This window comes from Streptomyces sp. NBC_00457 (assembly GCF_036014015.1).
Lineage (GTDB): Bacteria > Actinomycetota > Actinomycetes > Streptomycetales > Streptomycetaceae > Streptomyces.
Window position 1 is genome coordinate 1,571,427 of the sequence record NZ_CP107905.1, and the last position, 19,868, is coordinate 1,591,294.

At 71.2% G+C, this 19,868-nt stretch carries 18 protein-coding genes; 8 read left to right on the forward strand and 10 right to left on the reverse strand.

Annotation, left to right across the window (positions count from 1 at the left end; all coding sequences use genetic code 11):
- Positions 1–8: 8 nt before the first annotated feature.
- Both OG828_RS07260 and OG828_RS07265 read right to left on the reverse strand, forming a co-directional pair.
- The gene (locus tag OG828_RS07260; RefSeq protein WP_328500523.1) at positions 9–2,729 is read right to left on the reverse strand and encodes a cation-translocating P-type ATPase; all 2,721 of its coding nucleotides are present in this window, start codon (positions 2,727–2,729) and stop codon (positions 9–11) included.
- Between the two features lie 2 nt (positions 2,730–2,731).
- Positions 2,732–3,598: a universal stress protein gene (locus OG828_RS07265; RefSeq protein WP_328437184.1), complete on the reverse strand. Its 867-nt coding sequence runs from the start codon at positions 3,596–3,598 to the stop codon at positions 2,732–2,734.
- A 241-nt stretch (positions 3,599–3,839) separates the two neighbouring features.
- Between OG828_RS07265 and OG828_RS07270 the strand changes: the two genes are divergently transcribed.
- Genes OG828_RS07270 through OG828_RS07285 form a run of 4 tightly spaced genes read left to right on the forward strand, consistent with a single transcriptional unit; the run spans position 3,840 to position 7,536 of the window.
- The gene (locus OG828_RS07270; protein ID WP_328500524.1) at positions 3,840–4,730 is read left to right on the forward strand and encodes a universal stress protein; all 891 of its coding nucleotides are present in this window, start codon (positions 3,840–3,842) and stop codon (positions 4,728–4,730) included.
- 58 nt (positions 4,731–4,788) lie between these two features.
- Entirely contained in the window at positions 4,789–7,116 is a 2,328-nt protein-coding gene (locus tag OG828_RS07275) for a heavy metal translocating P-type ATPase (RefSeq protein WP_328500525.1), read from the forward strand.
- Positions 7,117–7,128: 12 nt separating this feature from the next.
- The gene (locus OG828_RS07280; RefSeq protein ID WP_328437187.1) at positions 7,129–7,344 is read left to right on the forward strand and encodes a hypothetical protein; all 216 of its coding nucleotides are present in this window, start codon (positions 7,129–7,131) and stop codon (positions 7,342–7,344) included.
- Between the two features lie 6 nt (positions 7,345–7,350).
- Positions 7,351–7,536 carry a hypothetical protein gene (locus OG828_RS07285; RefSeq protein WP_328500526.1) on the forward strand — a complete coding sequence of 62 codons (186 nt, stop codon included), beginning with the start codon at positions 7,351–7,353 and terminating at the stop codon, positions 7,534–7,536.
- A gap of 86 nt (positions 7,537–7,622) precedes the next feature.
- Here the strand turns inward: OG828_RS07285 and OG828_RS07290 are convergent, their stop codons facing one another.
- The 3 genes from OG828_RS07290 to sqr are packed head-to-tail and all read right to left on the reverse strand — an operon-like array spanning position 7,623 to position 9,695.
- Positions 7,623–8,096 (reverse strand): DsrE/DsrF/DrsH-like family protein, encoded by a 474-nt coding sequence (locus tag OG828_RS07290; RefSeq protein ID WP_328500527.1) that lies wholly within the window; start codon positions 8,094–8,096, stop codon positions 7,623–7,625.
- A 19-nt stretch (positions 8,097–8,115) separates the two neighbouring features.
- Positions 8,116–8,433 carry a TusE/DsrC/DsvC family sulfur relay protein gene (locus tag OG828_RS07295; protein ID WP_328500528.1) on the reverse strand — a complete coding sequence of 106 codons (318 nt, stop codon included), beginning with the start codon at positions 8,431–8,433 and terminating at the stop codon, positions 8,116–8,118.
- Positions 8,434–8,453: 20 nt separating this feature from the next.
- Complete coding sequence (gene sqr / locus OG828_RS07300) at positions 8,454–9,695, reverse strand: type III sulfide quinone reductase, selenoprotein subtype (protein ID WP_328500529.1); 1,242 nt, start codon at positions 9,693–9,695, stop codon at positions 8,454–8,456.
- A gap of 213 nt (positions 9,696–9,908) precedes the next feature.
- Between sqr and OG828_RS07305 the strand changes: the two genes are divergently transcribed.
- Positions 9,909–10,358: an OsmC family protein gene (locus OG828_RS07305; protein ID WP_328437192.1), complete on the forward strand. Its 450-nt coding sequence runs from the start codon at positions 9,909–9,911 to the stop codon at positions 10,356–10,358.
- Positions 10,359–10,406: 48 nt separating this feature from the next.
- Here the strand turns inward: OG828_RS07305 and OG828_RS07310 are convergent, their stop codons facing one another.
- The 5 genes from OG828_RS07310 to OG828_RS07330 form a co-directional block, all read right to left on the reverse strand.
- Complete coding sequence (locus OG828_RS07310; RefSeq protein ID WP_328500530.1) at positions 10,407–11,423, reverse strand: Acg family FMN-binding oxidoreductase; 1,017 nt, start codon at positions 11,421–11,423, stop codon at positions 10,407–10,409.
- 48 nt (positions 11,424–11,471) lie between these two features.
- Positions 11,472–12,374 (reverse strand): universal stress protein, encoded by a 903-nt coding sequence (locus OG828_RS07315; protein ID WP_328500531.1) that lies wholly within the window; start codon positions 12,372–12,374, stop codon positions 11,472–11,474.
- Between the two features lie 174 nt (positions 12,375–12,548).
- Complete coding sequence (locus OG828_RS07320; protein WP_328500532.1) at positions 12,549–14,930, reverse strand: glycoside hydrolase family 65 protein; 2,382 nt, start codon at positions 14,928–14,930, stop codon at positions 12,549–12,551.
- Entirely contained in the window at positions 14,927–15,703 is a 777-nt protein-coding gene (locus tag OG828_RS07325; RefSeq protein WP_328437196.1) for an HAD family hydrolase, read from the reverse strand. Before OG828_RS07325 ends, OG828_RS07320 begins: the two co-directional genes overlap by 4 nt.
- A gap of 2 nt (positions 15,704–15,705) precedes the next feature.
- Positions 15,706–16,581, reverse strand: a complete 876-nt coding sequence (locus OG828_RS07330; protein ID WP_328437197.1) for a universal stress protein — start codon at positions 16,579–16,581, stop codon at positions 15,706–15,708.
- A 160-nt stretch (positions 16,582–16,741) separates the two neighbouring features.
- Between OG828_RS07330 and OG828_RS07335 the strand changes: the two genes are divergently transcribed.
- Genes OG828_RS07335 through OG828_RS07345 form a run of 3 tightly spaced genes read left to right on the forward strand, consistent with a single transcriptional unit; the run spans position 16,742 to position 19,853 of the window.
- Positions 16,742–17,287, forward strand: a complete 546-nt coding sequence (locus OG828_RS07335; protein ID WP_328500533.1) for a hydrogenase maturation protease — start codon at positions 16,742–16,744, stop codon at positions 17,285–17,287.
- Positions 17,284–19,572 carry a carbamoyltransferase HypF gene (gene hypF / locus OG828_RS07340; RefSeq protein ID WP_328500534.1) on the forward strand — a complete coding sequence of 763 codons (2,289 nt, stop codon included), beginning with the start codon at positions 17,284–17,286 and terminating at the stop codon, positions 19,570–19,572. The genes OG828_RS07335 and hypF overlap by 4 nt, the downstream gene beginning before the upstream one ends.
- 5 nt (positions 19,573–19,577) lie before the next feature.
- On the forward strand, positions 19,578–19,853 hold the full coding sequence (locus OG828_RS07345) for a HypC/HybG/HupF family hydrogenase formation chaperone (protein WP_328442292.1): 276 nt from the start codon (positions 19,578–19,580) through the stop codon (positions 19,851–19,853).
- Positions 19,854–19,868 lie beyond the last annotated feature (15 nt).

Genomic DNA, 19,868 nt, shown 5'->3' on the forward strand with positions numbered 1-19,868 from the left:
CGGAATGATCAGCTAGCCGGGCCGGACCCGCGCAGCGCCGGTCGTACGACGCGCAGGACCAACTCGGCGACAAGGACCGTGGACGCCGTTCCGACGCAGACGGCCCACTGAGCCGCGGTCAGCGGCACAGTGCCGAAGACGGTGCGCGCCCAGGGCAGGTGCACGGCGACAACCTGTACGGCGAGAACCCCTGCAAGGCAGAGCCACAGGGTGCGGTTGCGGAACTGGTGGCGGCCCAGCAGTGGGCCGTCGTCCGCGCGGGCGTTGAGAGCGTTGAACAGCTGGAACAGGACGAAGGTCGTGAACGCCATGGTCAGAGCGGTGTCCGGATCGAGCTGGACACGGGCCAGAGCCAGCAGGGTCACCGTGCCCACGGCCATGACGGCACCGGCTCTGCCGATGGCGAAGAGGCGGTGCGCGTTCAGGATCCGCTCGGCCGGGTCGCGTGGCGGGTGGCGCATGACGTCGTCGCGGGCGGGGTCGACGGCCAGCGCCATCGCGGGCGGCCCGTCCATGATGATGTTGATCCAGAGGAGTTGGGCCGCGGTGAGCGGGGCGGGCAACCCGGCCAGCGAGGCGCCCAGCAGGGTCAGGATCGCCCCGATGTTGGTGGCCAGCTGGAAGCGTACGAACTTGACGATGTTGTCGTAGATGGAGCGGCCTTCGCGGACGGCGCGAACGATCGTGGAGAAGTCGTCGTCGGTCAGCACCATGTCGGCGGCTTCTTTGGCCACGTCCGTGCCCGTGATACCCATGGCCACGCCGATGTGCGCGGCGCGCAGCGCGGCGGCGTCGTTGACTCCGTCGCCGGTCATCGCGACGATGTGGCCCCGCTTCGACAACGCTCGTACGATCACGACCTTGTGTTCGGGCGCGACGCGGGCGAAGACTCCGATGTGGTCGATGCGGGCGGAGAGTTCGTCCTCCGCCATCTCGTCCAGATCAGCGCCCGTTACGACGTCGCCGTCGATATCCAGCTCGCGGGCTATGGCGGCCGCGGTGTCGGCGTGGTCACCGGTGATCATCTTGACGGCGACTCCCGCCGTGCTGCACAGCGCAATGGCGTCGCGTGCCTGCGGGCGGGGCGGGTCGGCGATCCCGGCGATGGACACCAGGGTCAGGGCGGGCAGTTCGGTGGCCCCAGAGCTGTCCGTCACGGCTGTAGCTGCGCCCAGGACCCGTAGCCCCGCGCCGCCCAGTTTCTGTGTCACGGCGAGAAGTTCGCCCTTGTACCGGTCGTCGAGAGGCTGCACGCCGTCCTGGGTGCGGACGTGGGCGCACAGGTCCAGCAGAACGTCCACCGCGCCTTTGACGAAGACGCGGGTGCGACCCTCGGGTTCGTCGTGGAAGGTGGCCATGTACTTCGTGGCCGCGTCGAAGGGCAGTTCGCCGGTGCGGGGCAGTTCCGCGCGCAGTCGGTCGGCGTCGACACCGGCCTTCGCGGCAAGCACCACCAGCGCTCCCTCAGTCGGGTCGCCGATGAAGTCCTCGTCGGTCAGGCGGGCGTCGTTGCAGACGGCAAAGGGCAGCACCGCTTCCCGCAGGTCGTGGGTGAGAGCGGTGTCGGTGGAGCGGATCTCGCCCGCCGTGTCGTAGCCCTCGCCCGTCACCTCGTAGAGCCTCCCGGCGGTCCAGAGCGCCCGCACGGTCATCTCGTTGAGGGTCAGCGTGCCTGTCTTGTCGCTGCACACGACCGTCGCCGAGCCGAGCGACTCCACCGAGGCGAGCCGCTTCACGATGGCGCCGCGGCGGGCCATGCGGTACACCCCGAGCGCAAGCGTCAGGGCGAGTACGGCGGGCAGCCCCTCCGGGATCGCGGCGACAGCCAGGGCGACGGCCCGCAGCGCGATGTCCGACAGAGACTCACCGCGGAGAAGTGCGGTCAGGGCGTAGGCGACGACCGCGACGCCGCTGAGTACCGCCAGCCGCCGGCCCAGGCTGTCGAGCTGGATCTGGAGCGGGCTGACCGGCTCCTCGCCGGTGCGCAACGCGTCGGCGATCGCGCCGAGTTCGGTGCGCATGCCCGTGGCCGTGACGATCATCTCGGCGCGGCCCCGGGTCACAGCGGTGTTCATGAGCAGCATGCTGGTGCGCTCGGCCAGCGGCACGGGCGCGTCCCCGGCCCGCTCGACCGGCGTGACGCTCTTGGCGACCGGCTGGGACTCGCCGGTCAGGGCCGCCTCGGCGACCTCGACCGACTCGGCGACGGTCAGCCGCCCGTCGGCCGGTACGCGGTCGCCGGCCTCCAGCAGCACCACGTCCCCGGGGACGAGCGTCTGGGCCTCCACGACGCTTTCCCTGCCGTCGCGGCGGACGCGGGCGGTGGGCACGAGCATCCGGCGCAGGGCTTCCAGGCTGCGCTCGGCACGCCGCTCCTGGAGGTAGCCGAGGACGGCGTTGATCTGCAGGACGACGGTGATCACCAGGGCGTCCTTGATGTCGCCGATCACGGCCGCAACCACGGCGGCGATCAGCAGGATGCCGATGAGCCAGTTGCGGAACTGGTCCAGGAACTTCAGCCATTCCGGGCGCCGGGCCGGTTCAGCCAGCCGGTTGGGCCCGTGGGCCGACGCCCGCTCGGTGACCCGGTCTGTGCTCAGTCCAGCGGTCGGGTCGGCCCCGAGCAGGTCCGCCACCTGTGCCGAGGTCATCCGGCAGGCGTCCGGCACCCGAGCAGGGTCGGCCGCGGAACTCGCTCGTGCGGCCTCGGCCGTCGCTCGCCCGTCCACGGTCAGACCTTCCTGCCGGGGATCACAGCGACGGGGCACTGCGCATGCCGCAGCGCCGCACGGCCGACCGATCCCGGCAGCACGTTGGCCCTTCGACCCATCGCCGGCGCACCGAGTACGACGAGCTGAGCACCGGCGCTGGCTTCCACAACCGCCCGCCCGGCGCGGCCTGCCAGCTGCCGAGCGCGCACCAAGACGTCCGCGTGGTCCTTCTGCAGAACGGACAGCGCTGCGGCGCGTGGCTGCCGGCCGTCGCCGCCACGCGTCCCGTGACGCGGACCGACAGGAGCGCCGACCGGTGACCGGGTCCGGATGCTGCGCGTACGCAGGACCACCAGGTCCGTGCCGCGCACCGAGGCCTCGGCGAAGGCGAATCGGGCCGCTTCCCGAGCGGCGGGTGAGGCGTCGTCGACCAGCACCACGGGACCGGTCGGTTCCGGCCTGCCGCGCACCACGAGCACCGGGCAGCAGCCGTGGGCGGTCAGATGCCCGACGACCGAGCCACGCAGCAGGCCATCGAGCCGACCCGCCCCACGACCGTCCACCACGGTGAGCGACGCGAGGCGCGACTCGGACTCCAACACCGCCATCGGCTCACCGAGCAGGACGTCGGAGGTGACCTCCACCTGCGGTGCCACCGCGCGGGCCCGCCGCTCGGCCTCGGTCAGCATGCCGTTCACCGGCTCGCCCAGTCCGCCGCCGTCCGGGTCCCACGGCGGCACACCGCTTGGCACAGGCTCCGACGGCCACGCGACGGCCTGCGCCAGCCGCAGTCCCACCCCGCGCAGACCGGCCTCGCGCGCGGCTGCCTCCACCACGGTCAAACTCGACATCGAGCCGTCCACGCCCACCACAACCGGGCCAGTCATCGCAGCTCTCCCCTCTCTGCTCTCTGAGTGGGCCCGGCGACACGATGAAGCACCGCGCAACTGGGGCCCTCGTTTCCGCGGCTCCAGCCTCTGCCCGCCTCCTCCGTCCGGCACGGGGCCGTACGGCCCAAAAGGCGTACCGTCCGGCCCTCCCCCGGCAGCCGGAGGGCGACGAGCCTGTACGTGGGGGGTATGCGCGCAGCTTGCCCCTCACCTGTCGCAACGGCACCGGAGGTGCGCCATGACCGGACCCGTCGTCGTCGGACTCGACGGCTCCCCCGGCAGCGTGACGGCCGCTTGGTGGGCCGCCCGCGAAGCCGTGGACAGGCATCTGCCTGTCCACCTGATCCACTCCTGGACCACCCAGCCGCTCAACGTGCCCGTGGCCCAGGAAGCCCGCAGCAAGCAGCAGTACGGGCGGGACGTGTTGCACCGGACCGGAGCCGAACTACTGCACCGCTACGGCGATCTGGCGCTGACCACGGAACTCGTGCGAGCCCCCGCCTCGCAGGCACTCCTGGAACACAGTGAGACCGCGTCCATGCTCGTGCTCGGTGCCAGGGGGCTCGGCTCGGTGTCAAGCTTCCTGCTCGGCTCGATCAGCCTGCACGTTCTCGGCCTCGCCCAATGCCCCACCGTCACCGTCCGGGCCGACGATCCCGCCGTCGAGGCCGGTTGGGGGCACCCCGCCGCGGCCGACCGGAACGGGATCGTCGTCGGCGTGCAGGAGCCGGGACCGGCCGCCGACCCGCTGCTGGAATTCGCCTTCACCGCCGCGGAGTTGCGCGGAGCCTCCGTACGCGCCGTACACGCGCTTCCACTCACCACGCTGGCGGCCCATCCACGCGTGGTATCCGCCGAGCACGCCGACAGCCAGTACGAAGCGGAGCAACGCGAGCGGCTCGCCGCAGTTCTGGCGCCGTGGCGCGCGAAGTTCCCCGACGTCTCCGTCGTGGAACAGGTCGCCACAGGGCCTGCGGCGCACGTTCTGCTGTCCGCCGCCGTACACGGCCAACTCGCTGTCGTGGGTCGTCGTCCGCACCCGTCCCACCTGGCGTGGAAGCTCGGGCCCGTCGCACACGCCGCGCTCCACCACGTCCCGTGCCCGGTCGCCGTCGTCCCGCACGGCTGAGGAGAGGGCGGGAGGCAGGCGGGGTGGGAAGTCGCCGGGCGCCCGACAAAGGATTGCCATGAACCGCGTCATCGTCGTACCGAGGAAGCAGTTGCGTCGTCTGCTCACGGCGTGGTCCCTCGAACCGGTGCTCCTTGCCGTCACTGCCACGGCCCTGACGGTCGGTGGCATCTCCTGGCTCGCCGACGCTCGCGACCTCGCTGAACTGTGCTGGGGACTGGGCACCGTCGTGGCCGTCGCGCCGGCGGTAGGTTGGGTGCTGGCCGCGCTGCGGCGCGGACAGGCGGGCGTGGACCTGATCGCGGTTCTGGCACTCGGCGGCACCCTGGCGGTCGGCGAGTATCTGGCCGGATCTCTGATCGCGCTGATGCTCGCCACCGGCCGCACGCTCGAGGCCGCGGCTCAGCGGCGTGCCTCGCATGATCTGCGCGCTCTGCTGGAGCACTCGCCCCGGACCGCACGGCGCCGCACCGGCACGGACGTGCGCCTGGTGCCGCCGGCCGATGTCGCCGTCGGCGATCTGCTCGTCGTCGGTCCGGGTGAGGTCGTCCCGGTCGACGGCCGCGTGGCCGACGGCACGGCCGTGCTCGACGAATCGGTGCTCACCGGGGAACCCCTGACCGTGGAACGTCCCCTGGGCCAGACAGTGCGCAGCGGTGTGGTCAACGCGGGCAGCGCCTTCGAGATGCGTGCCACAGCAACCGAGCAGGACAGCACGTACGCCGAGATCGTGCGGCTGGCCCGGCAGGCCGGGGCCGAGTCCGCCCCCGTCGTCCGCCTGGCCGACCGCTACGCGGCCTGGTTCCTGCCGCTGTCCGTGGCCGCGGCCGGGCTGGCCTGGCTGGTCAGCGGCTCCGCGGTGCGGGCGGTGGCGGTCCTGGTGGTCGCCACTCCGTGTCCGCTGCTGCTCGCGGCGCCGGTGGCGATCGTCTCCGGTCTTTCGCGGGCGTCCAGAGTCGGGGTGGTGATCAGGGACGGTGGGGCCCTGGAGAGTCTCGGCCGGGCCCGGACGCTCCTGCTCGACAAGACCGGCACCCTCACCAGCGGCCGGCCACACGCATTCGACGTGACCGCGGCCCCCGGCTGGACACCGGCCGACGTGCTGCGGCAGGCCGCCTCGCTCGACCAGTACTCCCCGCACGTCCTGGCCCGGGCGATCGTCGACGCGGCCCGGGAGCGCGGACTGGTCCTGTCCGTGCCCAAGGATGTGTCCGAGGAACCCGGCCGGGGCGCCACCGGCACCGTCGAAGGACGCCCCATGACCATCGGTCGCTTCGACGCCCGTACGGAGCGGCCTGCTTGGGCCCGCGCGGTCGACAACCGCGCGCTCCTGGACGGGGCCGCGGTCGCCTGGCTGACCGTCGGCGACCGCCCGGCGGGCGCGGTCCTCCTGCACGACCCGCTGCGCCACGACGCGCCGCGCACCCTGCGCCGACTGCGCGCGGCGGGTATCGACCGGCTCGTGATGCTCACCGGCGACCGCCCTGAACCCGCGCGCGAGATCGCGGCTGTCCTGGGTCTCGACGAGGTGCGCGCCGAACTCGCCCCGGCCGACAAGGTTGCCGCTGTACGCGCCGAGCGCGAGCGCGCGATCACGGTGATGGTGGGCGACGGAGTCAACGACGCCCCCGCGCTCGCGGCAGCCGACGTCGGAGTCGCCCTGGGCGCCCACGGCTCCACCGCCTCCTCCGAGGCCGCCGACGTCGTGCTGACCACCGACCGGGTGGACCGCTTGGCCGACGCGGTCGGCATCGCCGTACGCGCCCGGCGCATCGCCGTGCAGAGCGCGCTCGGCGGCATGCTGATGTCCCTCGCCGCCATGGTCGCGGCGGCCTTCGGTCTGCTCCCACCCGCCGCAGGTGCCCTGCTGCAGGAGGGCATCGACGTCGCGGTCATCCTCAATGCGCTACGCGCGCTGCGCGTTGACCACGTCACGCGACCTGCCCTCCAGCCCGCCACCGAGGCCCTCCTCCACCGCTTCGCAGCCGAACACGACGATCTGCAAGACGTCCTCGAAGCAGTACGGGCCGCCGCCGACCGCCTCTCGGACAACAGCGGCCCGGACGCCCTCGCGGCCGTGGGAGAGGCGCACCGGCTGCTCACCGAACGGTTGCTGCCGCACGAGGACGCCGAGGAACATCAGCTCTACCCGGCGCTCGCCCCCGCGCTCGGCGGCCCCGAAGCGACCGCCACCATGAGCCGCGCCCACGCGGAGATCCACCGGCTCGCCCGACGCATCGCCACCCACCTCACGCTCGCCGACACCGACGAGGGCCTGGCACCGGAACAGCTCGACGACCTGCGTGCCTCTCTGTACGGGCTGCACACTGTGCTGCGCCTGCACTTCACGCAGGAGGAGGAGAACTACTTCTCCCTCGCTCCTTGAAACTCTCGCTCCTTGAAACCGCGGGAGTCTGGCTGCGCACGGCCGGCCGTTCCCGGTCGCTCCGGCAACCCTGCGTCCCCCGTCGACCCGGTCGCCGACTTCTACGGCACGTACATCGACGTTCTGTACGACTCCGGCCGGGAGCAGTTGGCCGACGCCCTGCGCCGCCACTACCTGACGGCCGGGCTGCGCCAGAGCCTCGCCCGCTGGGAGGCCGCCCACCACTAGGACGGTGTGCTGCGCGCCAAGGGGGTTCCGACAGCGTGGCAGGTCGTCTACAACGACAGCGGCATGGGGCACTGCTGGACCCGTGTGACCCTCACCTGGCAGGACCCCGGGAACCGGTCCCACCGCAGCCACCTGATGATCCAGTCCGATCTGGCGACGGGACGCATCTCCGGAATCCGGCTCGACGGCTAGCCATTCGGTTCAGTCCACCGGCAGGGCGGTGGCTCGACTCACGCGAGTGACTGACTCCGTGTGTACTGCCGCCCGGCGGGTGCCGGTTAGGTGTAGATGATCTGGCTGCCGGCGGCCCTCTCGTAGAACTCGCCGACCGTGATGATGTCCTGGACCTGCTCGATGAGGTCGTCCTTGGCGAGTTCGAAGAGGTCGACGGACGCCTTGCAGGCGTAAATGCCCGCGCCGGTGTCGGCGATCATCTCGAGGAACTCGGGGATCGGCGGGATGTCGAGCTTGTCCATCTTGCGTTCCATGTAGCGGGTAACCAGGTCCGGTACGCCCGGCAGGCCGCCCAGCAGCGTGGGCAGGTGCAGGCCTGGGTTGCCGACGGTGGCGAGCTTGATGTGCTCCCAGCGCGTCTTCGTGATGGCGTCCAGACCGAAGAAGGTGAAGAACAGGTCGGCCTCGATGCCCTCGGCGCGAGCGCCGTTGGCCATGATCAGGGCCGGGTAGATCCCTTCCAGGGATCCCTTGGAGACGATGATCGAGACCTTCTCGATCGTGGCGGTGTCGGCCATGTCGGAGCACTCCTTCGGGTCAGATGCAGCCGCGGGGCTTGGGAATTCCGGCGATCTTGGCGGCCGTCTTGGCCGGCCCCTTGGGGAAGAGCTGGTACAGCTCCTTGACGGTCACGCCGGACGTCTTGCCGAGCACGCGGACGGTGGGGCCCGTGCCCTTGGCGGCGTACTGCTCGCGCATGAACCGGATGACCGTCCAGTGCCGCTCGGTCAGTTCCTCGATGCCCGCCTCGCAGGCGATCTGCTCGGCCATGGCCTCGGTCCACCGGTCGGGTTCGGTGAAGAAGCCCTCGTCGTCGACGGGGACGGCGTTGTCGTCGTAGGTGGCAGTGGACATGACGATGTCCCTCCTCTTGTTCAGGCGTGGACGTGGTTCTTGCCGCGCTCGGGCATCGCCGAGCCGATCCCGGGCAGTTCGCGGCCGGGCAGCAGGCTGTGCCAGTACAGCCACTCGAAGGCGAGCTTGCCGAGGTGGTTGGCGTGCGACTCCTTCAGCAGCGGCAGGCCGACGGCGGCCGGGAAGTGGCCGGGCAGCGGTTCGGTGTCGTAGTTGAAGTCGATGAGCAGGGCCTTGTGGTAGCCGGTCTCGACGAAGCAGTTGGTGTGTCCGTCGAAGGTGGCGTCCAGCGGCTGTCCGGCCAGGAAGCGGCCGATGTTGTGCACCAGCGTCTCGCCCTCGAAATGGGCCACCGACCCGGCCTTGGATGCGAGCAGGCCGGCCGCGTCACCGATCGCGAACACGTCGGGATGCTCCGGGTGTTGGAGGCTGTGCGGATCAACAGGGATGAACCCGAGCTCATCGCCGAGGCCCTGGGAGCGGCCGACATACGCGGCGCCACCGTGCAGCGGCACCACCACCGCCAGATCGAACGGCACCTCGCGTTCGTCGTACGACACCAGCCGGCCGCCCGTACCGTCGACCTGGCCGAGCGTGAACTCGGTGACCAGCTCGATGCCCTTCTCCGCCAGAAGGCCTCCCAGGGCCTCCGCCGCAACGGGCTTGGTGAAGGCGGCGTCCAGCGGAGTGACGTAGGTCAGTTGCACCTTGTCGCGGATTCCGCGCCGCTGGAAGTACCAGTCGGCGAGGAAGGCGAACTCCAGCGGTGCCACGGGGCACTTGAGCGGAAGATCGGCCACGTTCACCACGACACGTCCGCCCTGGAATTGCTCCAGCGCGCCATGCAGGCCCACCGCGCCGGGCAGGTCGTAGAAGGTGAAGACGTTCTCGCCCCAGCCGGGACCGGTCAGCCCCTCTGTCTCCTCCGGCAGCAGCGCGGCTCCGGTGGCGACCACGAGGACGTCGTAGGCCAGCCGGATACCGCCGCTGAGATGGACCGCCCGTGCGTCCAGGTCGACCCGCTCGATCTGCGCCATCTTGTAGTCGATGGCGGCGTGCAGTTGGCGCGGGCGGGACCGGACGAGGTGCTGCGGCTGCGCGAGCCCGAAGGGGACGAACAGCAGCCCGGGTTGGTAGACGTGATCGTCGTCTTGGTCGACCACGGTGATCCTGCACTCGCGCTCGCCATACGTCCGTTGCAGACGGTTGGCCGTCAGCGTACCGGCCGTACCGCCGCCGAGAATCACGATGCGTTTGTCCATGCCTCCACTCTCGTGCGGGAGTTGAGGCGGGAGCAGGGGCCACTGGTCCCTGGTCAGGTACCCGGAGGGGTATAGCTGTGTGCACGCCCCGTCCGCCGAGTGCTCTCCAGGGCCGAACGGCCCCTACCGCAACCCGTCCGGCCCTCGTCCCACCACGAGCTCAGCGTTCCACTGGAAGTGGACAGCACTCGGCATCGACAAGGAGGCGCGGCCATGACAGGCACCGCACGGCAAACGATCGTCCCACGAGCTCCGGGTGCGGACGTTCACCGGCTCGACGTCACCCACATCGAGGGGGACGCTTTCGCCGTGGAGATCCGCGGTCACCAGCTCCTGGTCGACCAGCCTCTGGAGGCGGGCGGGAAGGACACCGCGCCCACTCCCACCGAGTTGTTCGCCGCGTCCCTGGCCACGTGCGTGGCCTTCTACGCGGGCCGCTATCTCACGCGCCACGGCCTGCACCACGACGGACTCAGGGTTCGCACGGAGTTCACCATGGCCACCGACCGCCCCGCCCGCGTCGCGTCCATTCGCCTCGTCCTCGTGCCGCCGCCCGCGCTGTCCGCGCAGCGCCACGCGGCCCTGCTCGCCGTCGCCTCCCACTGCACCGTCCACAACACGCTCCACGAACCGCCCGAGATCGATCTCGAACTGGAGCCATGAGCACACGGGCGCCATCGGCACCGCCGGTGACGCCCGTCTTCCGAGCGATCAGCGGGGAACGCCGTCGGCTCGGGCAACGCCCACCCTGAGGACCTCCGCCACCGGGCGCCGCGGAAGCGGGCGGATAGACGTCGCGTAGCCGAGGCGGAGAATCATCTGTGGGCATCCTCCCGCGGTGACGGTCTCGCGTATGCGAGACCTGAGCCGTGGGATTTCGAGCGGCTGGGTATGGAAGGCCGCCATGACGTTGTGTGCAGCGGCGTACAGCAGGACCCGCTCGAGGGCCTGTCCGGCCCGGAGCCAGTCCGGCCGTTCGTCGCGGTCCGTACTGAGCACGGCGACCAGTCCGGTCCGTGCGGTCCACCGCCGAGCGGGCGACGGCTCGTTCCTCATGACGCCGGCGTAGTCCCGTCCGGCCAGGACAGTGGCGTCGGGGTGTGTGCCGGACACGTCGACGGGTACGCCGTCGTACCGGGGCCGGCGAACCGGCCTCGCCCACCGGGCGTGTTCGGCGCTGTGACCCGGATCGGTCCGATGCACACCCTCGGCGATCCGGACGAGTTCGGCGAGGCGCCGCCGATCGTCGCCGACGTCCAGGCGGTGCAGAGTGGCCCCCTCGGCGTGAGCCTGTTCACGCAACTCCTCCCACAGCGGCGTCGGAACAGGGTCCCTGCGGAAGCGGCCCCGGACGGTGTGCCGGCGGGCCAGGGCACGGTACATGAGCTCTTCGTCGAGCGTGGGAGGGCCATACGCTCCCCAGCCCACACGGGCGAGGAACGCCGGGTCCCCCTGGTGTGGCAGGGACTGGACGACAGCGTGGAAGCCGAGGTGTCGCATGGCAAGGCGGACGTTGAAGAGAGCGGCACCACAGCTGATGACCATCTCCCGGCCGAACGGGTCGGTCAGGACGAGGCGCCGGGTGGCGTCCGCGTGCACCTCGAGGCTGCGGTCCCGGCCCTCCTCGACGAACAGCCACGGCTGTGTGTTGTGCACCGAGGGCGCCGTGACGGCGGCACGTACGAGGTAGTTGGCCGCGTAGCCCGGGCGCACAAGGAAGTCGGACATGATCGGTTCCGCCCTTTCTGAGCTGTCGCCCGGCTCCAGGGGCCTTCGTCACTCATGCGGTACGACGGCCACGGGGCAGCCGACGTGATGGATGGCGGCGTGGGTCACTGGTCCAGTGCGGGGGCCGACCGGCCGCTCGGCCAGGCGGTGGCCGACGACGAGCAGGCTCGCTCCGGAGGCGGCCCGGACGAGGGCGGTCGTCGCCTTGTCCTTCGGCACGCACTCGACAACCTCGACATCGGGATACTTGTCCCGCCACACTTGAAGCACAGCGGACAGGAACCCCTGCCACTCCTCCCCGCGGTAGGGGTCGTCGACCAGAGCGATGTCTCCCGGCCCCAGGCTGATCGCGGAGGGCGGCTGCCACGCGTGCACGACGCGCAGTCGGGCTCGGCGCAGCCGTGCCTCCTGGAATCCGAACTCGATGACCTCGTCGCACGGATCACCGAGATCCAGACCGAGCACCACGTCCCGGTAGCCGGTGCGCGTGGAGGCACTGCCGTCAACCGCCGGCAGATGTTCGTCCTCCGGCTCGTCTCCGGCCCGGATGAGTACGACAGGACGTGAGGCCTTCGCCACGACGCCCAGCGCGACCGAACCCACGAGGAATCCGGTGAAACCGCTGAGCCCGCGAGAGCCCAGCACCAACAGGTCGGCCCCTTCCGCCGCCTTCAGCAGGGCCGGCGTCGCGGGCCCCTCCATCTGCTCGTCCTCCACTCGCACTCCGGGGCAGGCGGCTCGCACACGCTCCTCCGCCTGGCGCAAGGAACGCCGCGCCAGGTGCCGTTGCGCCGCGTTGGCCATCTCGCTACCCGCCTGACGCGGGTGCCAGTTCCAGACGTGCACCAGACGCAGGGGACGCTCGCGGCGCAAGGCTTCGCGCGCCGCCCACTCGGCCGCTGCCAGACTCTCGGCGGATCCGTCGACTCCGGCAATCACAGGCTGAAGCATGACGCGCACCTCCAATGCTCGGTTTGCTCCTCATGGCCAGCGTCGCGTCTCGACAAGCAGAGCAGGAGGGGCTGCCAGGCCCTCCCTCCGGACCGTCCGGCCCCTGCCGACAGCTGCTTGCCGAAGTCGCAGGCTCGCTCAAGAAGTTGGCGAAACCGCGCCCCGGCGCGACGATCAGTCGGGAAGCATCAGTTGGTAGGTCTCCCCCGGTTGGAGACAGACCGTGCGGTTCGGAAGGCGGACGTCGATCGGATCACGGTCGGAGGACGGCACCGCGATCTCCAGCCGTCCGCGCTCCAGCCGGAGCCTTACGCCCCAATGACCCTGGTACTGGACAGCGAACCCGTACGACGACAGCTCCGGCAGCGGCACGGGGTCGAGCCACAGCGCCCCGCTGCGGGTCTCCAGCCCGGTCAGTCCACGCTGGACGAGGTCGAGGGTGCCGGCCATGGCGCCGAGGTGGATGCCCTCACCGGTGGTGCCGCCCTGGAGGTCCGCGATGTCACCCCGCAGGGCCTCCTGGCAGAACATCCACGCCTCGGCCCGCCGGGCCCTGGCCAGCACCCAGCCATGGACCAGGCCGCTGAGTGTCGAGCCATGGCTGGTTCGATCCAGGTAGTAGTCGACGGTGCGTGACCAGGTGCCCTCGTCGAGCCGGTACCCCAACCGACTGAAGAGCGACTGGAGTTCGGCAGGCGAGAACAGGTAGCCGAGCATCAGCACGTCGGCCTGTTTGGACGCCTGGTAACGGTTGACGGTGTCGCCCTCCGCCTCCAGGATCCGGTCCAGTCGTCGGATGTCGTCGTAGCGCTTGCGGTAGCGGTCCCAGTCGAGTTCGGCGAGGTCGCCATAGCCCTCGAACTGGCTGATGACTCCCCGGTGGAAGGGCACGTGGAGGGTGCGGGAGACGTCCTCCCATTGTTCGAGTTCGCCGCCGTCCAGGCCGGTGCGTTCGAGGAGTTCGCGGCGGCGGGGTTCGGGCAGGGCTTGCAGCACCTCCAGGGTGCGGGTGAGCACCCACGCGGCGGTGACGTTGGTGTACGCGTTGTCGTCGAGGCCGGGCAGCTTCGCGTCGGGGTAGGCGTCGTGGTACTCATCCGGGCCGACCACGCCCCGGATCCGGTGCCGGCCCAGACTCTCGTCGTAGACCGCCGAGTCCGCCCAGAAGCGGGCGATCTGCAGCAGCATCTCGGCACCCTTGGTGTGCAGGAACTCGGCGTCGCCGCTCGCCTCGCAGTACTGCCACACGTTGTACGCGATCGCCGAGCCGACGTGGTACTGAAGGTGGGAGTGGTCCGGCAGCCAGCGCCCCGAATGGGGGTTGAGGTGGAGCCGCTGGGTCTCCTCGCGGCCGTCGCTGCCGCTCTGCCACGGATACAGCGCACCCCTCCGGCCCGCCTTCAGAGCGGCAGTGCAGGCCTCGTCCAGGCGCCGGTGACGGTACCGGAGCAGGGCCCGGGACACCTCCGGGAAGTGCAGATTCAGGTACGGCAGCACGAACAGCTCGTCCCAGAAGACGTGCCCCCGGTACGCCTCGCCGTGCAGTCCCCGGGCCGGCACGCCCACGTCCAGGTCGGCGGTGTGCGGCGAGAGGGTCTGCAGGACGTGGAAGAGATGCAGCCGCAGGATGCTGCCAGCCTCCCCGTCGGCGATGTCGAGTGCGGCCCGACGCCACAGACGGTCCCAGGCCGTGAGGTGAGCTTCGAGCAGGTCATCGAAGCCCGGCGCCCGCCCCACCCGGTCGATAGCGGCGGCCAGCGGATCACTGATCGCGGGGTCGCGGGAGGTGTGCAGGGCGATGGTCTTGTCGACGGTGACGGTACGGCCCGGTGCCAGGTCAAGGCGTACGCGCTGCGTGGCACACGGACCCTCGTGCCGGTCCGCGACAGGCGCGTCGGCGGTCAGACGGGCCGCCATGCCGATGCGGATGTCCGAGGTACGGGTCCGGCACCGCAGCCACACCGTGTCCGGGGCAGCCGTGCCCGTATGGACGTGGGTCAGGTGTCGCCCGTCCAACGCGCGGTACCGCGCGACCCCGGAGTTGGTGACCTCCCCGTCGAGCGTCGCCTCGACGTTGAGGGCACCGGCGAAGCCCTCGGCGGTGAACTCGGTACGCAGGACCGCCAGATGGGGATCGGCCATGTGCACGAACCGCTGCTGCCGAACGAACAGCGCCCGTCCCTCCCCGAGCGCGTACCGAGTAAGGCGCTCCAACAGCCCGGAGGCGAGATGCAGCACCTGCCTGTGGTCGAGCACCGTCACCGCATCCGGCACGAGCCACTCTCCGCCGACCGGGCGGAAGCGCAGCGACAGCCAGTTCGGGACGTTGACCATGTCCTCGTTCTCGACGCGGCGTCCGGCCACGTCCGAGGTGAGCCGGTTGTAGCAGCCGGCGACATACGTGCCGGGGTAGTGCACCTCGTCGGCGACGCACTCCGGGAACGCGCCACGGGTGGCGAAGTACCCGTTGCCCAGGGTGCACAGCGACTCCCTGAGGCGTTCGTCTGCCGCTTCATACCCGTCGTACTCCCAGGTCCAGTCCGTCCCTGCCGTCACTGCGGTGCCCCTCCCGCGAGCAGTTCTCCCAGATCTCGTACGACGATGTCGGCGCCGTGCCGCAGCAGTCTCGCGCCGGTGTCCGTACCGGCGGCCCGGTCCACGCCGACGACGAGCGCGAACCCACCGTTGCGGCCCGCCTCCACACCCGCCAGCGCATCCTCGACAACCGCCGCACGAGCGGCAGCGACACGGAGGCGGCGGACCGCCTCCAGGAAGAGGTCGGGCTGCGGCTTGCCCGCCAGGCCCAGCCGGGCCGCCTCCCCGCCGTCGACCAGGGCGTCGAAGAGGTTCAGCACCCCAGCGTGGGCGAGGAGTTCACCCGCGTGCCGGGAGGCGGAGGCCGCCGCCACGGGTACCCCTGCGCGGCGCAGGGCACGCACCAGCCGGACCGTCCCCGGATAAGCGTCGACACCGTGGGTGCGCAGCCGTTCCGTGAACAGCCTTTCCTTGTAGGCGGCGACGGACGTCACCGTGTCGGCCGACGCGTCGAGGCCGCGGGAAGCGAGGAATGCGGCGGCGCCGTCGAGGCGGGACTTGCCGTCCACGTACCGCAGGTAGTCGTCGACCGGGTCGAACGGGCGCCGCTGCTGCGGATCCTCGGGCGGGTGGGCGCGCAGATGGGCGTCGAAGGCGGTCCGCCAGGCGGCGGCGTGCACCCGGGCCGAGTCGGTGATCACCCCGTCGGTGTCGAAGACGACAGCTTGGATGTCCCGCAGTGCGGGCGCGAGTGCACTGCGGGACGTCTCGGGCGGCGCGGCCGGTGGATTCACGGTCAGACCCGCTGCGGGACGATCGCCACGGGACAGTCCGCGTGGTGCAGCAGCGTGTGCCCCAACCGGCCCAGCTGAAGGCCGAAGTGGCCGTGCCTGCGCTGGGCGCCGATGATCACGAGGTCCGCGGCGGCCGAGCGGTTCAGCAGCACCTTGCGGGCCGGCCCTTCGACCGTGTCGCGGCGCACCCGGACACCGGGATGGTCCGCCGCGGCGTCGTGGATCAGCTCGTCGAGCAGGTCGGATGCCCGTTCCTCGTGGTGGCGCGCCGGCGCGTCGGCCAGCATTGGATGGTCGGTGGTCTCGTGCGCGGGGCATCGCCAGGCACGTACGACGTCGAGGGTGCACTTGCGTGCATCGGCCTCCCGGAAGGCGAACCGCGCCGCCTCACCGCCCGTGGCGGGCTCACCGGCCCCGAGGAGGATCCGCTCGTGCGTGCTCTCCAGGGCGGCCTTGTCGCCGCGAACCACGTACACGGGGCAGTGGGCGCGGGACGCCACGGCCAGGCTCACCGAGCCGAGGAGGAGGCCCTTCAGTTCGCCGCGGCCGCGCGATCCCGTCACCAGGGCGGAGGCGTTGTTGCCTTCGCGCAGGAGGGCGTCCGCCGCTTCCTCGGGGACCACCTCGGCAGAGACCTTCACCTCAGGATTGCGCCGCCGGGCGCGCTCGGTCGCGACTCCCACGATGTTCTCCGCCATCACCTGCCCGGACGGCCGCTCCGGGCTGCCCGGCGGTGCGGCGCCTTCGTAGCGCTCCCACAGGGAGCCGTACACGAGCCGCAGCGGCAGCCCGAGCCGAGCCGCCTCGTCAACCGCCCAGTCGAGCGCCATGAGGCTCGCCTCGGATCCGTCGACACCCACTATCAGGGGCAGTTCCATCGTCTCCACCACCTTGAGTCCCGGCTGCACATCGCAGCGCCCGGACGGGTTACCACGCTCACCGTCCCACTGCCCACCGGGCGGCAGAAGGGACGGTTCGGCCCTTGACCGGGACGTTCGGCCCATGGCGTTCCCCTCGCGGGAAGCCGAGGATGATCACATGGCCCGGAGTGAGGAAGCAGGGACGACGGCCGGCGCCCCCGGGATCGTGGTCATCGGGGTCGGCAACGAGTTCCGCCACGACGACGGGGTGGGGTGGGCCGTGATCGCACGTCTCACGGAGTACCGAGGCGCCGGACGTCTGCCGTCCGGCACAGTCCTGGAGACCTGCGACGGCGACCCCGGTCGGCTGCTCGGTCTCTGGGAGAACGCCGGGCTGGCCATCGTGCTCGACGCCGCGGACGCCCAGCCAGCTGTCCCCGGTCGCGTCCACCGGCTCGCCCTGGACAGCACACACTGGGGAAAGGCCGGGGCGACGAGTTCCCATGGCCTGGGGCTGGGCGAGGCCGTAGAGCTGTCCCGCGTCCTGGGCCGGCTGCCGGGTCGTCTCGTGGTGTACGCCGTCGAGGGCACCGACAGAAGCCTGGGCAGGGGGCTGTCGGCCCCCGTCGCGGCACAGGTGGACGCCCTGGTGCAGAGCGTGGCGGACGAGATCGCCCGCTATCGCACCGACACCGGGCGTCCTTCCCGTGAGGACGAGCCATGAACGAACGGATCACCCAGCGCATCGAGGTCCTCGGCCGGGTCCAGGGAGTCGGCTTCCGCCCCTTCGTACACCGGACGGCAACCGCGCTCGGCCTCGACGGATGGGTGTGCAACATCAACGGTCATGTAGAGGTGACCGCCGCCGGACACCCCGCTGCTCTGCGCGAGCTGATCTCGAGTCTCCGCGAGCACCCGCCGCCGTTGGCCGCCGTCCGCCGCATCGAGGTGACGGACGTGTCCGGCGAAGAGACACCCGTCGAGGGCGGTTTCACGGTCCGCACGAGCCAGACGGACCCGTCCGCAGCGCCACGCGAGATCCCGCCCGACGCCGCCACGTGCGAGGCCTGCCTGCGGGAGCTGTTCGACCCCGGAGACCGGCGGCACCGCTATCCCTTCATCAACTGCACAGGCTGCGGCCCGCGCGCCACCGTGATCGAGGACCTGCCGTACGACCGCGAGCGCACTACCATGCGCCGCTTCCCCTTGTGCCCCTCGTGCGCGGCCGAATACGGGGATCCCGGCGACCGGCGTTTCCACGCCGAACCGCTGGCCTGCCCCGTGTGCGGGCCCCGCCTCGCCTGGAACGACCTGAGGGGTGAGGAGGCCCTTCAGGCGGCGGTGAAAGCCGTCGAGGACGGCGGCATCGTCGCGATGAAGGGGCTCGGCGGCTACCAGTTGGTGTGCGACGCCACCGATCAAGCGGCGGTGACCGAGCTGCGGCGGCGCAAGCACAGGCCGACCAAGCCGTTCGCCGTGATGGTGCGCGACCTCACGACAGCACGGGGACTGGCACACATCAGCGCGCAGGCGCGAGACGTACTGACCTCCCCGCAGCGACCCGTCGTACTGGTCACGGCACGTTCGCAACTGCCCGAAGTGCACCCCGGCACCCGCCGCATCGGCCTCTTCCTCCCCACCACCGGACTGCACCACCTCCTCCTGCGCGAGCTGGACCGGCCCCTCGTCGTCACCAGCGGCAACCTCGCCGACGAGCCCATCGCCACGGACGATGTCGAAGCCCGACGGGCACTCGCGGCGGTCGCGGATGGATTCCTGACGCACAATCGACCCATCCGCGCCCGCTACGACGACTCCGTCGTCCACACCGTCGGCCGCGCCACCCTCGTACTCCGCCGGGCCCGCGGCTACGCACCCGCGCCCCTTCCGCTGCCGGTTCCCGCCGCACTTCCGCTCGTGGGCGCCGGCGCGCAGCTCAAGCACACCTTCACGCTGGCCGAGCGCGGCCGAGCTCATCTCGGGACGCACACGGGAGATCTCGCCGACGCGGCGACGTACGACGCCTTCGAGACCTCGTACGCGGATCTCACCCGTCTCACCGGCATAGGCCCGCGCGCCGTCGCCCACGATCTGCACCCCGGCTATCTGTCGACACAATGGGCCCAGGCCCAGCCCGTGGAGCGCAGAATCCCCGTGCAGCACCACCACGCGCACGTGGCCGCTGTGGCCGCCGAGCACGGCCTGACCGATCCCTTCGTCGGCGTCGCCTACGACGGCCTCGGCCTCGGCGACGACGGCACACTCTGGGGCGGCGAGATCCTGGTCGCGGACCTGACCGGCTACCGCCGCGTGGGGCGTTTCGCGCGGGCTCCGCTCCCCGGCGGAGAGGCCGCGGTCCGGCACCCCGCTCGGATGGCGCTCGGCTACCTCCACGGGCTGGAGCCGCTGGGTGTGCCCCGGCCCGCGCCCTGGCTCACGCGGGCGTTCACGGACCGCCTCGACGAGCGCGAGTCACGCTCGGTCCGAGCCCTGATCGAGCGCGGGGTCAACTGTCCGCAAGCCTCCAGCGCGGGACGGCTGTTCGACGCCGTCGCGTCCCTGCTCGGCCTGGGGGACACCGTGTCGTACGAGGGACAGGCCGCCGTGGCCCTGGAGAGCGCGGCGGGGTCCTTGCGCGTCGGCGCGCTTCCCTGGCGCCTGACGCTCGTCGAAGGACTGTGGGTGTACGACCCCACACCCACGCTCACCGCACTCCTCGAAGGACTCGCCGCGGGTGTCCCGGTGGCCGAGGCGGCCGCCGGGTTCCACACCACCGTCGCCGAGGTGACCGCGGCGCTGGTCGAGCGTGCCGTCGCCGCCGACGACCTCCACACGGTGTGTCTGGGCGGCGGCTGCTTCCAGAACCGGCGTCTGCTGACCGAGGTGGAGCGACTCCTGCGCGCCCGGGGACTGCGGATCCTGACCGGCAACGCCGTCCCGGTCAATGACGGCGGTATCAGCTATGGGCAGGCGGCGGTAGCGTCCGCTCTGCTCGCGAAGGAAGGGTGAGCACGATGTGCCTGGGTATCCCCGGCCGGATCACAGAGGTCCATGACGGCGCCGGCCTGCGGATGGGCACGGTCGACTTCGGTGGCGTACGGCGCGAGGTGTGCCTGGCCTACACGCCGACGGCGGACGTGGGCACGTACGTCATCGTCCACGTCGGCTTCGCCATCACCGAGGTCGACGAGGCGGAGGCCGAGCGGACCCTCGACGTGCTGCGCGCCATGGCTGACGCGGTGGAAAACGAACTGGGAGAGCCGCTGCCGGGACCTTCGCAAGGGCGTTGAGGGGCCGTTCGGCCC

Excerpts from the sequence above, each read along its gene's own strand:
- OG828_RS07345 (WP_328442292.1), top strand. The coding sequence starts at position 19,578 with ATGTGCCTGGGTATCCCCGGCCGGATCACAGAGGTCCATGACGGCGCC.
- OG828_RS07310 (WP_328500530.1), bottom strand. The coding sequence starts at position 11,423 with ATGTCCGACTTCCTTGTGCGCCCGGGCTACGCGGCCAACTACCTCGTA.
- OG828_RS07330 (WP_328437197.1), bottom strand. The coding sequence starts at position 16,581 with ATGGAACTGCCCCTGATAGTGGGTGTCGACGGATCCGAGGCGAGCCTC.
- OG828_RS07305 (WP_328437192.1), top strand. The coding sequence starts at position 9,909 with ATGACAGGCACCGCACGGCAAACGATCGTCCCACGAGCTCCGGGTGCG.
- hypF (WP_328500534.1), top strand. The coding sequence starts at position 17,284 with ATGAACGAACGGATCACCCAGCGCATCGAGGTCCTCGGCCGGGTCCAG.
- OG828_RS07335 (WP_328500533.1), top strand. The coding sequence starts at position 16,742 with ATGGCCCGGAGTGAGGAAGCAGGGACGACGGCCGGCGCCCCCGGGATC.
- OG828_RS07295 (WP_328500528.1), bottom strand. The coding sequence starts at position 8,433 with ATGTCCACTGCCACCTACGACGACAACGCCGTCCCCGTCGACGACGAG.
- OG828_RS07270 (WP_328500524.1), top strand. The coding sequence starts at position 3,840 with ATGACCGGACCCGTCGTCGTCGGACTCGACGGCTCCCCCGGCAGCGTG.
- OG828_RS07315 (WP_328500531.1), bottom strand. The coding sequence starts at position 12,374 with ATGCTTCAGCCTGTGATTGCCGGAGTCGACGGATCCGCCGAGAGTCTG.
- OG828_RS07265 (WP_328437184.1), bottom strand. The coding sequence starts at position 3,598 with ATGACTGGCCCGGTTGTGGTGGGCGTGGACGGCTCGATGTCGAGTTTG.
- sqr (WP_328500529.1), bottom strand. The coding sequence starts at position 9,695 with ATGGACAAACGCATCGTGATTCTCGGCGGCGGTACGGCCGGTACGCTG.
- OG828_RS07275 (WP_328500525.1), top strand. The coding sequence starts at position 4,789 with ATGAACCGCGTCATCGTCGTACCGAGGAAGCAGTTGCGTCGTCTGCTC.
- OG828_RS07290 (WP_328500527.1), bottom strand. The coding sequence starts at position 8,096 with ATGGCCGACACCGCCACGATCGAGAAGGTCTCGATCATCGTCTCCAAG.